The 16,385-nt window shown below is 49.3% G+C and carries 15 protein-coding genes; 1 reads left to right on the forward strand and 14 read right to left on the reverse strand.

All coding sequences use genetic code 11. The features are described 5' to 3' along the window. Positions 1-6 precede the first annotated feature (6 nt). The 13 genes from ACYVJG_RS11215 to ACYVJG_RS11275 form a co-directional block, all read right to left on the reverse strand. Positions 7-426, reverse strand: a complete 420-nt coding sequence (locus ACYVJG_RS11215) for an anti-sigma regulatory factor (RefSeq protein WP_460431127.1) — start codon at positions 424-426, stop codon at positions 7-9. Further along, positions 404-811 carry an STAS domain-containing protein gene (locus tag ACYVJG_RS11220; RefSeq protein ID WP_460431128.1) on the reverse strand — a complete coding sequence of 136 codons (408 nt, stop codon included), beginning with the start codon at positions 809-811 and terminating at the stop codon, positions 404-406. Before ACYVJG_RS11220 ends, ACYVJG_RS11215 begins: the two co-directional genes overlap by 23 nt. Then, positions 808-1,686, reverse strand: coding sequence for an STAS domain-containing protein (locus ACYVJG_RS11225; protein ID WP_460431129.1), 879 nt, complete (start codon positions 1,684-1,686; stop codon positions 808-810). The genes ACYVJG_RS11220 and ACYVJG_RS11225 overlap by 4 nt, the downstream gene beginning before the upstream one ends. Before the next feature lie 27 nt (positions 1,687-1,713). Next, on the reverse strand, positions 1,714-2,922 hold the full coding sequence (locus tag ACYVJG_RS11230; RefSeq protein ID WP_460431130.1) for a methyl-accepting chemotaxis protein: 1,209 nt from the start codon (positions 2,920-2,922) through the stop codon (positions 1,714-1,716). An 89-nt stretch (positions 2,923-3,011) separates the two neighbouring features. Next, complete coding sequence (locus ACYVJG_RS11235; RefSeq protein WP_460431131.1) at positions 3,012-3,386, reverse strand: response regulator; 375 nt, start codon at positions 3,384-3,386, stop codon at positions 3,012-3,014. Positions 3,387-3,399: 13 nt separating this feature from the next. Continuing rightward, complete coding sequence (locus tag ACYVJG_RS11240) at positions 3,400-3,633, reverse strand: hypothetical protein (RefSeq protein WP_460431132.1); 234 nt, start codon at positions 3,631-3,633, stop codon at positions 3,400-3,402. Next, positions 3,633-6,338: a chemotaxis protein CheA gene (locus tag ACYVJG_RS11245; RefSeq protein WP_460431133.1), complete on the reverse strand. Its 2,706-nt coding sequence runs from the start codon at positions 6,336-6,338 to the stop codon at positions 3,633-3,635. Before ACYVJG_RS11245 ends, ACYVJG_RS11240 begins: the two co-directional genes overlap by 1 nt. Then, positions 6,335-6,706, reverse strand: coding sequence for a response regulator (locus ACYVJG_RS11250; protein WP_460431134.1), 372 nt, complete (start codon positions 6,704-6,706; stop codon positions 6,335-6,337). Before ACYVJG_RS11250 ends, ACYVJG_RS11245 begins: the two co-directional genes overlap by 4 nt. Continuing rightward, complete coding sequence (locus tag ACYVJG_RS11255; protein ID WP_460431135.1) at positions 6,703-7,548, reverse strand: CheR family methyltransferase; 846 nt, start codon at positions 7,546-7,548, stop codon at positions 6,703-6,705. The genes ACYVJG_RS11250 and ACYVJG_RS11255 overlap by 4 nt, the downstream gene beginning before the upstream one ends. 14 nt (positions 7,549-7,562) lie before the next feature. Continuing rightward, positions 7,563-8,177: a HEAT repeat domain-containing protein gene (locus tag ACYVJG_RS11260; protein ID WP_460431136.1), complete on the reverse strand. Its 615-nt coding sequence runs from the start codon at positions 8,175-8,177 to the stop codon at positions 7,563-7,565. A gap of 18 nt (positions 8,178-8,195) precedes the next feature. Beyond that, positions 8,196-9,248, reverse strand: coding sequence for a chemotaxis-specific protein-glutamate methyltransferase CheB (gene cheB, locus ACYVJG_RS11265; protein WP_460431137.1), 1,053 nt, complete (start codon positions 9,246-9,248; stop codon positions 8,196-8,198). A gap of 110 nt (positions 9,249-9,358) precedes the next feature. Continuing rightward, a complete protein-coding gene (locus ACYVJG_RS11270) occupies positions 9,359-10,921 on the reverse strand; it encodes a chemotaxis protein CheW (protein WP_460431138.1) in 1,563 nt (520 codons plus the stop codon). Between the two features lie 36 nt (positions 10,922-10,957). Then, positions 10,958-12,877: a methyl-accepting chemotaxis protein gene (locus ACYVJG_RS11275; protein WP_460431139.1), complete on the reverse strand. Its 1,920-nt coding sequence runs from the start codon at positions 12,875-12,877 to the stop codon at positions 10,958-10,960. A gap of 677 nt (positions 12,878-13,554) precedes the next feature. Between ACYVJG_RS11275 and ACYVJG_RS11280 the strand changes: the two genes are divergently transcribed. Then, complete coding sequence (locus tag ACYVJG_RS11280) at positions 13,555-15,816, forward strand: putative bifunctional diguanylate cyclase/phosphodiesterase (protein ID WP_460431140.1); 2,262 nt, start codon at positions 13,555-13,557, stop codon at positions 15,814-15,816. Positions 15,817-15,843: 27 nt separating this feature from the next. On the opposite strand, the gene ACYVJG_RS11285 is transcribed toward ACYVJG_RS11280, so the two are convergent. After that, a partial coding sequence (locus ACYVJG_RS11285; protein ID WP_460431141.1) for an RNA-guided endonuclease InsQ/TnpB family protein occupies positions 15,844-16,385 on the reverse strand: 542 nt, incomplete at its 5' end.

Here is a 16,385-nt window from a genome sequence, read left to right on the forward strand (position 1 = left end):
TCATCCTTAACGCATACGATAAGGACGGGTCAATACGATAGTAACACGTGTACCTTCATGATCAGAGAGAATGGTAAATTCATCGACCAAACGCCGTGTCCCGGGCAAGCCAGCGCCCAGTCCACCGCTGGTGCTAAAACCATCTTGCAATGCTTGTTCTACATCAGCAATACCGGGGCCCCAATCTCGAACACAGACTCGAATCCGGCGCGAAAGTTCATCCGAGCAGTCTTCAATAAGACATTCCCCATGACCTGCGTATTGAATGACATTGCGGGTGAGTTCTGAGACAGCGGTGGCAAGCCGCGTTTGATCGGCATTGCTAAAACCCAGTTGTTGACACAAAGAACGCGCTGTGCGGCGCGCACTCACAATATCCATCGCATTATTGATGGGCAGGGTTTCACTGAGCTGAGGGCCAAGCATCGTCTTCCTCGAGATAACGTGCATCAGCCCGTAACGCAATCTTGGCATGAAGCTTATCCATGCCTTGGCTGAGGTTAAAAGTACAATCGGCACCGAATAAGTCGCGCCCCATCTCAACGAGAGTCAACGCCACAAACGGTTGAATGCCACAGATAACCACTTCGGCCCCAAGCAAACGCACCATACTCGCGGTATCGTTAATCACTCGTGCCATATAAGAATCCACAACATCGAGGGCAGTGATATCAATCGCCACCCCTAACGCCTCGGTTTCCGCCACCAAATTGACCAAGTCGGACTGAAACTGCATGGCATCATTGTCGGTTAGGTCGATTTGTATCGACACCAACAAAATGCGCCCAAGGCGCAGGATGGGGATTTTCATGGTTTCACATCCCCATTTTGCCCAATCGGTGAAATACGTCGGCCTACCAGATATAACGCCTCGGCAATCCCTGCCCGTAACGAAGCGCGGCTGGTAACATCCGAAAAGCTAATCCCTAACTTAGTTAAAGTTTGTGCCCCTTCAGGACTGATACCGGTCATCACAATACTGGTGCCCAATAAACGGGCGGCATCAATGGTTTTCATCAGATGACGTGCCACGCTGGTATCAAGCACCGGTACGCCGGTGACATCAATAATGGTCACCAAGGCTTCATGTCGAGTGACCGCTTCAAGCAAACGCTCGGTAAGTTGGCGCGCGCGCGCTGTATCCAACACCCCAACCAAGGGCAGCAGTAACACTTGGTGCCACAAACGTAATACCGGCGTCGAGAGCTCCATCAGTGATAGGCTCTGCTGCACAATAATCCGCTCTCGGGTTTCAACAAAGGCCTCAAAGCTAAACATCGCCAAACGATCTAATACTTGTTCGAGCCACAGCAAAGCAGCGGAGAGTTCAGCAACCGAGGGGGCCACAGCAATCAACCGCTGTGTCAGCACTTGTTTTAAGGCAATGATTAAATACGAGGTTTGTGCTGGTTGAATGCCTGATCGGGCTTGTTCCCCGACCAACAACCGCACTTCTTCGGCTAAGGCACACTCGGGGTCAAATTCAAAACGCTCAACCGGTGTACGCAGCAAAATCGGCGTCAGCGCTTGAACAATCACCGTCATCCGCTGTTGCAGATTATGTTGTTCATAGTCGTTTAGGCTATGCTGGCTGTGCCAATGTGCGATTACATGCGATGTCCAGTCTTGTAACAGACTATCCGCACGATAATCGAGTGCTTGTTTCAGCAAAGAAGAGGTATCCATTAGCAGCCATCCAAAAAGGCAAATCAGTTAGAACAGCTCAATATTCGGTGTTGAGGCCGCAGCCCCACCGCGTGTTGGCTGATCTTTCGGGTGAGTATGATGTGACTCATATTCTCGATAGTCGGTAATCAGTTGTTGCCACTGTTCAAGCAGTTGCGCATGATCGAAGTGATGATCATAGTCTTCGGCTTGTTCACAGCTGGTTAATCTGGCTTGCAACACCGATTGCATCCGCCCCAGGCGTTGACTGATCACATCCTGATATTGCAACAGCCCCATCACCTCGCCAATTTGCTCAGCAATATTGACATTGTGGCGATTCACCACTGTGAACAAGGTCTTATAGAACTGCCGCATGTCATCGTAGTTTTCTTGCAAGCGGTTAATAATTGACACCGCATTCGACGCTTGCATCAGCTGTTTATTTGAGTCACCTAGCAAATTTAAGGATAGGCTACGTTCAACCCCAGATAATGCCTGATTTAAACCGGCTTCGATGGTATTGGCTGCGGTGGTCGAACGCACCGCCAATTTGCGTACCTCATCCGCCACCACGGCAAAGCCACGTCCGGCTTCACCGGCACGTGCCGCTTCAATCGACGCATTCAGCGCCAATAAATTGGTTTGATCACTGATTTCTTTGATACTACCGGCCAAGCCTTCTAGCCGTTTAATATCCTGTAAGGCAGTATGGATAGCCGACATATCGTGGCGAATTTTGTCCGGTAACTCTTCCACAAAGCGGCCAATATCGCGAATATAGTCCACCCCAGTCTGAATCTCGTCCTCCATATTATGGGCGTTCAGATTCGAGGTTTGTAGATAATTCACCAGTTGCACTGCCATATCATTCAGCTGTCGCACATCGGACATAATTTGTAGCGCTGAAGATTCACTGTCATCAATAGCGCGCTGTAAATTGGCATGAAACATACTGTCCAGTTGAGTGGTTTGTTGAATCAACTCGTGTGATAGCTGTTCTTTTTTCTCAAGCGCCGTTTGTTTTGTTTCCAGTAAATCTAGCGTTTCTCCCAACCCGCCTGCCAAGCGAAAATTGCGCCGCAAAAACACCCTAGCGGCAACAAAGTTTGTTGCCAGCACCGCGATAACCACCATGATTGATAACAGCAAGGTGGGATCCATCCCAACATCAAGCGCCAGCCGGCTGAATATATCGTGGGTCAGATAAAATAAAACGCCAATGAAAAGACTCACGCCAGAGGTCATCACGGCCATATTGCGACGCAAACGGCGGGTTTTTTCGAAAGAGGTCTGCGGCTCTGGCGAGTTTGAGAATGAATTTGCTGTATCAGCCCTCACCGTGTTTAGGCTCCCGGCAACACTTGGCGAATGACTTTTAACAAGTCTGCACCACCAACAGGTTTGACCAACCAACCCGTTGCCCCCAACTTCTTCGCTTCATCGCGTTTGGTTTGTTGGCTTTCGGTGGTCAAGGCCAAAATGGGTATGAAGCGGAACCCTGGCAGGGCACGGGCGGCACGAATAAACTCCAGCCCCCCCATATTCGGCATATTGATGTCAGTGATAATCAGGTCTGGCTTCACCCCTGCTTTTAAACGTGCTAAGGCTTGTGAACCGTCTTGGGCGCTTTCCACCTTAAAACCAGCAATTTCTAGGTTGTTACGCAAACTCATAATCATGGTTGCAGAGTCGTCAACGATCATAATCGTTTTTGTCATGGAAACATTCTCCTTACAGTAGGGCGGCTTGTAACCAACGCGCCAAAGGTGGATAGGTAGGCCAAGCATGAATGCTCGGGCGCAGTGCCATCAAAACTTGCAAATTGGCACAGTGTAGATGGGTGCAGGCGGAAAGATCGATTTTACCTTTTGCCTGCTTTTGTAGCCATTCTAATAAAGCATCAGCGTCTTCTACACCCAGAGTATCGCTGACCACAGCAAGGTTTTTACGAAAACTGATCGCCATTACACGAGCTCCTTCGGATCGAGCACCATCAACACCGAACCATCCCCCAACAACGCAGAACCGGCATAACCGGCCAACCCACTTAATACCCCACTTAAAGGCTTGAGGATAATGTCAACGGTCTCACGGAAATCATCCACTAAAATGCCGAGATGGTCTTTATCAATTCGCACCACCAGCGCGGCGTATTCACCATCGGCATTCATGCGTTGCGGCGTTGGCAAAGCCAATAGTTCATTCAACGACACCAATGGCACAATTCGCCCACGCAATACAGTCGTTTGCCGTTGTTTAATCCAACGAATTTGCTCACGCGGCACGCGCACGGTTTCGACCACCGCATCCATCGGCACACCAAACACTTGCTGATCCGATTCAACAATCATCACATTGGTCACCGCCATCGACAGCGGTAACGATAAGCGCAAACGGGTGCCTTTGCCGGCTTCGCTCGATAATTCGACGCCCCCTTTCACCCGCGCCAACGCCGTACGCACCACATCCATGCCGACTCCACGACCCGATAGGTCGGTCACCGTTTCAGCAGTGGAGAATCCAGCGGCAAAAATCAGCTCAATCGCTTGTTGATCGGTTAAGCGTTCCAAATCGTTTTCATCAATCAAGCCACGTTCATAGGCTTTACGACGGATAACCTGTGGATCAATACCGCGCCCATCATCGGCGATTTCAATAATGACACGGTCGCTTTCTTGGCTGGCACGGATACTTAACCGGCCTTCGGCTGGCTTACCTGCCGCTTGCCGTTCAGCAGGCATTTCAATACCGTGGTCGAGACTGTTACGCACAATGTGAATTAACGGGTCGGCCAAGCTCTCGATAATGTTTTTATCGGCTTCGGTGTTTTCGCCTTCCATCACCAAATGCACTTCTTTACCAAGGCGGTGGGCAGTATCCCGCACCAAACGCGGAAACCGCTGGAAGACAAACGAAACCGGCATCATCCGCACTTGCATGATGGCGTCTTGCATTTCTTCAGCAATGCGGTTAATCACCGAGTATTGCGCTTTAATCTCGCGTGACAACTCGCGACTGCCAAACACACTTTCTGCTCGCCCTGCCAAATAAGGCAGCGCATTTTTTGCCACGACCATCTCACCGATTAAATTCATTAGGCGATCAATTTTGCTTTGTTCGACTTTGAGTGTACGCGGTGTGGTATAGGGCGTTTCTTCATTGCGCCGTGCCAACGGCTTATTGTCGTCTTCTGACCCTGGCTTTGCAGTTACAGGAAGGGCTTGTTGTGGTACCACGGCAGCGGATGGCAACGCCGGTGGTGATATAACGGCGGCAGTGGGTTCAAGGCTATGCGGCTCTTGCCCTTGCAAGACGTGGTCAACACAATACAGCAATGGGGCAGGGGATTGCTGGGCTAATGCTGCTTGTAAAGCCTGTTCTAAAGCCGGCAGTTGTTCCTGCAGATTCATACTTTGCAAGGCGGCTGCCAAACTCTGGGCAACCGATTGCAAGCGACCCGCCAACCAAGCAGGACGGTCGGGCAACGTTAAAATTTCGCGTTGTGCTTCCAACACCACATGGAAAGACCAAGCACTGTCTTCGGCGTGTTGTTCCAACGCGGTGGGGGTGGGCGTTGGTACAGGGGTCGGTGGTGTCACCGCCAACACGGTTTCTAATACACTGCCGCTTTCCTCTGCCAACACAGCCAACAGCTGTTCAATTAAATCGTGCCGTTGGGGTTGATGTGTCAATACCACGGCCAACCAACGCAAAGCCGAGCTAATCCGCAAATCTTGGGCACAAAGCTGTAAGGCGCGTTCAATCGCAGCCACCGCTTCAGCAAACTGTTTTTGTACCAACAGTGGCTGTAACTGACCAATAAATTCGGCCAATTCTGGGCGCAATTCGCTTTCACCACTGACTTGCAACAAAGCCTCTGCCAGCAACGGCGTACATGTCAGCTGTTCGGGGACATAGCGGAAATGTTCACGCAATTCGAGTTCATTTTGACCACTGATCCACTCAAAGCTCAGGATACAACGATAGGCATCGAGTTCTTCCACCGCTGGCCACGGCTCGCGAGAGGTCACCCATTGCCATTCTTGTTGCGGAAGTTGTAACACTTGGAAGAAAGGGTCTTCGCCTTTATAGAACGATTCTTCCTCGGGTTGATAACACACCCACAGCGGTGTTTCCCCCGCCATCATTCGCTGATAAAGCGCCAGCCGTATGTCATCTGGCATCACACTGCAACGTTGTTGCTGATGTTGCAACACACTATCCACCACGGCATTTGTCGTCGGTGCGGCGGCAGGTTCGGGAACCGCAGGGGCTTCCTCGCTGGCGGCATGGAGCAGTTTGCGCAAGGCTTCGGCAAAATGCTGCGCTTGTGGCATTCGATGAGAAGAAATGGCCTCTGCTTGTTCAATTTCATCTAATAATTCTGTGACGAAATCCATCGCTTCAAGCAATTGATCGGCCAATGGCGCGGAATAGGGCACTTGTTGGTCGCGCACCGCATCCATTAAATCTTCTGCCGCATGCAGCACGCGGGTCATTTCAGGAAATTCAAATAAACCGCTATTGCCCTTCAGGGTATGCACCAAGCGAAACAGTTCACCCATGATGCTGTTATCGTCGGGACGGTCTTCTAGTTGCAGCAGTTTTTCCCCGATTCCCTGTAAAAAATCACGGGCTTCGGATAAGAATTGTTCGAGCAAGGGCGTCATGACTGAGGCACTCCCAACAGGGTATGGACATGAGCAAGCAAACGATCAGGGCGCACCGGTTTAATCAGATATAGATTGGCACCGGTGATATAGGCCAGTTTTTGATCGTTGGCCGCCGCTTCGGTTGAGACCATGATGGCGGGTGCCTGTGGCATCGGCTTGCTACGCAATTCACGCAGAAAGCCATAGCCATCGAGTTTGGGCATATTGATATCGACCAAATACAAATCAAAGGTGTGGCGGGCGACTTTTTCAAGTGCCTCGACACCGTTCACTGCCTCTTCGACCTGATAGCCGGCTTGTTCCAAAATACTGCGGTGATACATCCGCACCGTGGCAGCATCATCAATCACCAAGATTTGTTTCATCGCTTACCCTCATGTGGTTTTTGATAGACGATGGCCTCGGGGAATTTCCGCACACGAAACAGCGATGAAATTCGGCTCATCGATTCAGAATGCCCTAAACAAATAAAACCACCCGGTCGGAGCGCATCATAAAACGCCTCTGCCGCTTGCTTTCTGGACAAGTCATCAAAATAAATCAATAAATTACGGCAGAAAATCACATCAAAGTTGCGATAAGAACGCATATCCGCTGGGTCCATCACATTCACTCGCGTGAATTCGACCACTTCGCGTAAAGCGTCATTGATTTGATAGAAATCCCCCTTGCGGCGGAAATATTTTTGTAGCAAATCCGCCGGTACATGCTGCACCGAGCGTGCCGAATACAGACCTTGTTTTGCCTTGTTGATAATGTCGGTATCAATATCTGATGAGATAATCTCGACATCCCACTCCGACAAATACGGCCATGCTTCAAGCAGATACATGGCAATGGTATAAGCCTCTTCACCCGAAGACGACGGCACCGACCAAATGCGGATCGGCTCGTTATGATCACGGTGGGTGATAATATCAGTCAGCATCGAGCGAGTCAGACAATCAAATTGATAGTCTTCACGGAAGAAATAGGTTTCGTTGACGGTCATGGCATTGACCAGCGCCTGTAACTCTTCGCCAGAGGCTTGAAAACGCAACATAATAAAATAGCTGCGGAAACTATCGTTGCCGGTGGCAGCGATACGTTCTAATAAACGCTTGTCAACAAAATAACGTTTTGAATCTTCAAATAAAATGCCAGTTTTGCGATAAAAAAATTCGCGAAACTTAAAGAAATCATCGTCGCTTAAGGTCAAATCAGCCATCGTGCATGTCGTCCTTAAACGTGGGCAATGCGTTTGAGCGCAATATCAGCAGCAAATTGAATATACGGCTCACCAGCAAAGCGTTGTTTCAATGCCTGCAGCGCATCATGGGCACGAGGCGAACCGACTTCACCTAATAAGTCAACCGCAGTCGCACAGACATTGACATGACAATCTTGGCTAATCACTTCAATGAGCCAATTTTCCACCTCGGGATGGCATAACGACTCCAACACATTGACCGCGAAAATACGCACATCGGAATCAGGATCGTGTAATAGTTGGCTCATAATCGGTGCCATTTCCTGCGGTAATTGCTTCATTGCTTCAATGGCTTCGTTACGTAACATGGCATCTTCAGAACGCAAACAGGTAATCAGGCCAGCAACGGCCTCTTCATTGCCAATTCGCGTCAGCGAGGTAAAAATCACCTCGCGCACACTGGTATCTTGTTCTTGAGCCAGTTGATTGAATAAGGCGGCACTGGCAGCAGGATAGGCAACCAAATCGCGTGCAGCTTGCCGGCGACAGCTTGCCTCATCGTGTTGTAACGCTTGCAGGAGTTGTTCTAAGGTATAGCCAGCCTCAGCGCCAGCATCCGATATGATTTGTGCTTTAATCAGTGCCATTCTTATCCCCTCTTATTCTCAGCTCAACCAAGACAGCAGTTGTTTCGCAATTTGATCGGATGGCAACACGATGGATGCCCCGTCACGCGCAATCAACGCCGCCGGCATCCCAAATACCACAGCACTTTGTTCTGATTCAGCGATAGTGCGTGCCCCACGCCGTTTAAGTTCGGCGAACGACTCCGCCCCATCATCACCCATGCCGGTTAGCATCACTGCAATCACATGCTCTGGATTGCAATGCTCTAACGCTGAACGACCTAATAGCTCAACCGAAGGGTGCCATAGCAATTGTGGATTTTCTGGGCGTGGATTGGCCATTAAGCGGCCAGTACGATCACTCAACACCACATCTGCCCCACCCTTGGCGATATACACCTGTCCTGCTTGCAACGTGGTGGGGCGGTTTAATTCGCTCACCTCTAATTCGCACAAATTATTCATGCGCTCGGCAAAGGGACGGGTAAAGCTGGGCGGCATGTGCTGTGCCACCACCACCGGCCACGGAAATTCGGCTGGCAATAAGGGCAAAATATCTTCTAAGGTGCGCGGGCCGCCGGTTGATACACCAATCAACACCACACCATTCCGCACCAACCGTGATGGGAAAGTGCGGGTCGTTGGCGCAGGTTCGGGGGGTGGCGCAGCGACAACAGTACGCCCACGGCCTTTTTTCAGCCGCGCTTTTGCTGCCGAGCGAATTTTGGCGACAATCTCCGCTTCCACTTCTTGCAATGACAAAGAGATGGTGCCGCCGGGTTTTGTCACAAAATCGACAGCACCTAGATTCAATGCCTCGAATGTTGCCAACGCGCCTTTTTCGGTTAACGACGACACCATCACCACCGGCACGGGCCGCTGCGCCATCAATAACGATAAGGCAGTGAGGCCATCCATTTCTGGCATATTGATATCAAGACTGATTACATCTGGTTGAAAAGACAGGTTTTCTTCAATTGCTTCACGGCCATTACGGGCCACGCGCACGATGAAATCGCCTTCAGATTCAAACAAACGGGTGAGCTGACGCCGCATCAGGGCCGAGTCATCAACGATGAGCAGCTTAATCATGAAAAATATCCAAGTGGTTGCCGCCTCTGTCGCATTGGGTCAGAGACGAAATAGTCGTTATAGTGTGTTGATATCCCCCACTTCACAGCGGCAAAGCGGGGGAGGCAAAGCTAGGACAAGGAAACCAGTTGTGCGCGGTCTTCGCCACTGATTAAACGGTTGGGCTCAATCAGCTGAATCAGGCGTTTTTGGGTTTCCAAATTGGCGATACGACCAATCAAATGTGCTTGTTCACTCGACAGACTTGGTGCTGGTTCAATCGCCGATTTATGGATTTTCAAAACTTCCGCGACAGAATCGACAATAAAGCCTGTGCGTACGCCATCAAGTAAAAACACCATAATGCGCTGACGATCACTGCGCTCGATGGTAGACAGACCTAAACGGCGGCGTTGGTCAATCACTGGTAGCACGGAACCGCGCAGATTGATCACCCCTTCGACAAAAGGAGGCGCTTTTGGAATATGGGTTAATTCATCAGGCACCCGCACAATTTCTTGCACACTTTCAATCGGTACCCCAAATTCTTCCTTATCCAAGCGGAACACCACCACTTGCTCTTCATCATCAGCCAGCTCTTCGTCTTGCTCGTGATGTTGTTGCAGATAAGCGTCTTGTTTACTGTTCACGTTATTCAAAGCCTCTTGAATGGCGGAATGGCGGAAAAGATGATCGGTGGCAATAATCGACACCAAACGCTTGCCCCCTTCCAAACGGCAAATCGCTGAAATATCAGAGAGTTGACCTTCTTTTGCCAACAGCTTGGGCATGGTATCAACACGGTCACGCGGCACGCGCAAAACTTCGTTGACACTATCCATCACCACACCAACCGACATCCCAGCAATCCCCACCACCACAATCCGACTGTGCTCATCCATGTCTTGATTAGGTAGATGGAACATGCGACGCAATGACACCAAGGGCAATAAGCGATTGCGTAAGGTCATCACACCGAGGACATAGGCATCAGAACGAGGCACATGCACAATATGTTCAGGCACTTGCACAATTTCTTGCACATGCTCAATTGGGATTGCATATTCCTGATGGGCGGCCTCAAAACTGACCAGCTGCAGTTCATCGCTATTTTCTTCTTCGTCAGCGTCTTCTTGTGCAGCACTGAACGCAGCATGTCCCATCGAACGCGATAAGTTGGCAATATCAGCAAACTCTTTACTGATCAGGCGTTCAAAATTCAACACCATCACCATCGGATAGCCACCGACATCTTTCAGCAAACCAGCGAGGAGATCGGTGTTAATGGTGGTGCTTAGCGCACCAACATGCTCGACCCGAGCAGGCTCTACGCCAATCACACTGCTCACGCGATCCACCACAAAACCGAGTGGTTGACCCTGATCGATCACCACAGCACGGCTGGAATCATCGCGTTCGCATTCCTCAAAGCCAAAAATGCGCCGGAGGCTGATAATGGGTAATACCTTGCCCCGCAGATTCGCCAACCCATCTAAGGTTGGTGGAGCCAAAGGCACCCGCACCACATCCGGCACTCGAATAATTTCTTGTACCGGCGTCATATCGACAGCAAAGACTTCATTGCCGCACAAAAAAATCACAAACTGCCGAATATCATGTTCGGCATCATGATTGTCTACATCCTCGCCATCCGCCAGCGGCGGCGCGAGGACGGCGTTTTCATCATGGTTCATACTTTGCTGCTCCTTGAGTCAGATCACACCGAGGCATTACGCGCTTTGCAGCTCGTCAGCCAAAGATGCAATTTCCTCAATCGCAGCAGCCAATTCTTCTGCGCCTTGTGCCTGTTGTTTAGCAGCGGCAGCGGCTTCATCGGAAGCACGTTCGGCTTCTTGTGCGGCGGCGGCAATTTGATCAACACCGGTTTTAACTTGGGTAATGGCAGCAGCAATTTCAGTCGCAGCACTCAGAATGTCACGCGAACTCCGGCCCACTTCAGATAGATCACTTTCAATCGATACCAAAGCCGATGTCACGGTTTTCGCTTTTTCTGCTTCGGAACTGGCCGCGCTGATAATTTCTTCTAAATCACGCCACACGATACCAATTTGATCTTGTACCGCTTTGACTAAATCTTTAATCCGATCTGCATTTTCTGCTGAGTCATGCGCTAAGTTACGGATGTCTGTTGCTACCACCACAAAGCCTTTACCAAACTCACCCGCCCGCGCCGCTTCAATCGAACCATTCACGGCTAACATATTGGTTTGAATCGAGACGGTGGTAATGGCATCGACAATTTTATCAATCCGACGCGACACCAATTCTAACTCTTTGATTTGTTTCAGGCTGGTGCGAGAAGAACCGACCGAACGATGGATGCCTTCGACCAAGCGATCAATGCTGTTTTTATTGTTGGTCAGCATTTGCATCATCAATTCCACTTTTTCGTTGGCATTGCGTGCACGTTGTTGACCGATTTCCAAACCTTTTTCAATTTGACCAATGGCAGCAGCAGATTCTTCAGTGGCGGTGCCTTGGATTTGTGCACTCTTACGAATTTGGTCGATAGCAGCCATGATTTGCGTGCTAGAACGATTGATTTCTTGCACAGCCGAGGATAATTCTTCTGCAGCAGAAGCCACTTCTTCTGCGCTCTTGCTGATGTCGGTCGAGTTTTTCAACTCTTCTGCCAACTCGGACAAGTTTTGTGCCGCTTGTTCACATTCGGACAAGGCTTGGGTTTGTTCTTCGATGGTTTTTGCTGCTTCTTCTGTGGCTGCTGATTGTTCTTCAGCCGCTGCTGCAATACTTTCAGTACCTTTTAGCGCTTGCAGGGCTGCGGCGTTCGATTGTTGAGCACCTGCGGCAGTTTCTTGAATACCGCGTGCCATCTCCGTGGTATCGGCGCGAATCTGCTCAAGCTGGCTGGTAATCACACGGCCATTCTCCATTTCCTGCTGCACATCTTTGGCCGAAGTATTGATTCCCTCGGAAATCACTTTGACTTCAGTTTGAATCTGCGCCACTAAATCTTGAATTTGTTTGGCACTTTTCTCGGAGGTTTCGGCCAAGGTACGAACCTCATCCGCAACCACGGCAAAGCCTTTGCCATGTTTCCCTGCGCGGGCCGCTTCAATGGCTGCATTTAGCGCCAATAAATTGGTTTGGTCAGCAATCCGCGCCACGGCTTTGACAATATCACCGATATTTGCTGCTTGTTTTTCCAACTCTCCAACCATGTCCACCGAGGCTGCTTGGCGTTGCGCCGCCACCCCCACATTGCCAATCAAGGTGGTAATTTCACCCGATACCTTACCGATTAAATTTTGTGTGGCATCAACTTTGGTTTGTGACAGATTGGCGCTTTCTAACTGTCGGCCTAATGCCACACCAACTTGGCGGAAAGCAGCAAGAGATTCTTGCGCAGCGCCCGAGGCTTCTTCTGCCCCTGTCGCAATTTGGTCAGCGGCCCGTTTGAGCTCTTCTGCAGCCGAAGCAGCTTCGTTAATGCCCGAGGCAAGCTGAGTCGTGGCAGAGGAAATTCGTTCTGCCGCTTGTTGTTGTTTCGCCAAGGTACGAGCACGTTTGCGCTGGGCATCTGCTTCACGGCTGGCAAGCGGGCTGGTGCGACGGTCGGAGGAAGAAGAGGGAGCGGAAGAAGTCAGGGTTTTTTTAACAAGCGCCATGATGCGGGGTATCCTTTTAGCAAACGAACGGGAGTGCGTCGGAGGAAGAATAGAGCAGTTAGACAAAAAACTCACGCCACTTTGTCAAGAAAAAAACTTTTCTTAGTCACAGCGCAAGCCCGTCAAAGAGATTTGTTGTTTTTGACATTCTATAGAAGTTTATTAAATGTCGCAAAATTGCTGGCACCAATTAGGTGCGAGAGAGGCAGTATTAAAAATAAACACTTGAAAATAAAAAGAAATTTTATTTAAAAAGAGCGTTCAAACAAGAATAGAGACGGCACTATTTGAGGCGAAGCACTCGCCTCTAACCGCTCACAATAACCGCAAATTGTGCATCAGATTGACAGGTCGATATTTTTCGGCCACGTCTCACAACAAAAGTGGGCGAAATATCGCAAAAAAACACCAAAAAAACTATTTAATATAAGGCAAGTATTTAAAATTAGTTAAACCAAAATCACACCTCTTGTCACAGAGCAGATGATGATGGCCACAAAGCAAAAAATTTCAAAAGGAAAATCATTTCATCTCAAAAACTTAAAAGAGGTAATGGAAATTTTTATTGATAAAAAATGAAATCAATAACAAAATTAACAAAGATTGATTTTTTGATCGTAAAAGCAACCAAACAGGAAGAGAATTTTGATTCTTCAAACCATTGGGATGATCTAACCATGCCTTATTACTATTACTTAGCCTCGATCTTATTCGGTATTCTAGGCTTGGCATTTTTCATGGTTTGGATCGGTGATCGTCTCAATCGCGCAGCCTTGTTGTGGGGTATTGCACATCTCAACCTCGGTGTGGCCAGCTTGACCGGCTATCAATACCAACACTCACAGTGGTTTCCTTTAGCCTTAGTATCGCTGGTCAGTACAGCGCTATTTCTCGTCCTACTGCTGGCAGGTACTCAAGCCCTCATCGGTCGCATACAAAAATGGCGTTTCATCGGGCAACAAACCATCTTGATGACAATAACAATTGGCATCATCGGCTTTGGCATGAGCCAAGATATTGCTCGGTTTTTGGTGAGCTTATTGATGATGATGATTTATCTCTGGGCGGGATTTACCTTCGCTCGACAACAAAAAGAATATTGGATAGGCATCATTTTTATTCTTAAAGCGATGGTGTTGATCGTACCAGCAATTGTCGATCCCACGACCAGTTCCACCCTAGCCCAACCCCTCTTTTATACCGTGTTCAATTGGAGTATGAGTTTAGTTTTAGCCTTAGGATTGGTTTTTATCGCGGCACGACAGTCTCATCGTTGGTTACAACAGGTATTGCATCACTTACCCGATGCCTTAGTTGCAAGCAATCTTCAAGGCAAGGTGTTATTTTGCAATGATCACTTTGCCAAAATGGCAGGTTTTTCCAAGCCGGAAAAATTAGTTGGGCAACCCCTCCCCTTGCTGGCCAACGATCATGATGAAGCGTTGTCGATGTTGCATGAAATGAAAAAATTGGCGCAAGCCGATGCGTTAACCAAACCCATCGCATTAGAGAGAATGATTCAACCCATGTCTGCTCTCGCTGCCTTTCCAGCAGAAATTAGCGTTTCAGCATTTAAGAACTTTGGCCAAACGATACTCATTGGACAAATTCGCGATCTCACAGAACGCAGACAGGCAGAACAAGAACGACTGCGTCTATCCACCACGGATGACATGACCGGTCTACCCAATCGACAGCACCTAGAACACAAGCTTGCAACCATCTTATGGGAATGTGAACGCCAAAAAACACAATGTGCCGTTCTATTAATTGATCTGGATCACCTTAAACATGTCAATGATATGATGGGGCGCGCACAGGGTGATAAAGTCATCAAGAAAACGGCTAACTTGCTGCGGACAATGTCTCAAGATCGTGATGTACTTGGCCGTATCAATAGCGATGAATTTGCATTAGTCATTTCAGACATACAATCAAACAGCGACATCTTAGCAATTGAAGAACGCGCACGGAGCATGTGCCAACAATTGAGTCGAGAAATTCGACAAGGCACATTGCAAGTGATGATTGGCGCCAGTATTGGCATTGCCTTATCCGGTTCGGAAGGGGATTCTCCTACTAATTTATTACAACACGCGGAAATGGCGATGTATGAAGCCAAAGCGCGTGGAAGAGGGGGATGGTGTTTCTTTGAGCCAGATATGGATGAAAAACTGGCATCTGCCTTGCGCTTAGAATCCGAACTGCGTTTAGCATTACACCAACCAGAGCAATTACAGCTTGCTTACCAGCCGATTGTTGATGCACACAGTGGCAAACTGGTCAAGGTTGAGGCTTTATTACGATGGAATAGCCCAACATTAGGGGCAGTTTCTCCTGCACGATTTATTCCCATTGCAGAACAATCGGCTTTGATTCTCGACTTAGGGGATTGGGTACTCAATGAAGCCATCCAACAAGCAGCCCGATGGTCAAACGAAATGCAATCACCGCCAGTCGTCAGTATTAACGTATCCGTACGTCAATTTATGCAAAAGGACTTTGATCAGCATTTGGTCGCTATCCTTAACCGGTTTGGTGTTGCCGCGAATCAAATTGAACTGGAACTTACCGAAACACTGTTTGCTAGTGAGGGATTTGACATGCCGGCTTTGCTACAGCGACTACATGATATTGGCGTTGGGTTAGCACTAGATGACTTTGGCACCGGTTATTCCTCTCTTAGCTACCTTTCTCGTTTCAAACTCAGCACCGTGAAAATCGACCGCAGCTTTGTTTCACAAATAGAAGGGAACGACCGCAGCCGTTCACTGGTCAAAGCCATCATCGCAATGGGTCACAGTTTGGGTTTGAAGGTCGTTGCCGAGGGAGTCGAGACAGCAACTCAACAAGCCCTACTCACCACCGAGGGATGTGATTTTTTGCAGGGGTATTTACTAGGGCGTCCTATGACAGCCACTAGCATTGCCTCAAGCTAGACATTAAATACTCTTACAGTTGATGAACTACTCCCGCTGACCGGCTAGCGCCGGTACAGCGTGAGTTTCGTGGTTCAGCACGGCGAAACGTCCACCGCTCCCCACCTCGGCCAGTTCCTGACCGGAGGCGCTACCTGTCAGCGCCCAATTCAACATCACTCGCGCCGCATTTTCGTCGCGGCTGCATTCAGCCCCGCAACTACAACGATGAATGCGCTCCGCGAGCGTTTTTTTACGCTGGACACCGCACCGGTGACACGTCTGGCTTGGTTTAACCTGACGGGTCGGCACTTCACACCACTGCAAGCCAGCTTCTTCCGCTTTGCTCTTTAGCAGGGTTAAAAAGGTGGACGGTGCGGTGTCCAGAATGCTGCGGTTCAATCCCTTCTTGTATTCGCCACCGCTGGCGGTCATACCCTTGACGTTCAATTGCTCAGTGGCGATCAGGCCGCATTGGCTTACCAGCTTTGCGCTGGTCTGATGCAAGAAATCTTTGCGCCGATTGGCAATTCGGCGGTGTTCCGCCGCCAGCGCTTTCACTGCCTTGCGCCGGTTGTTCGAGCGCTTGT

It is taken from the genome of Aquaspirillum soli (genome assembly GCF_054781915.1).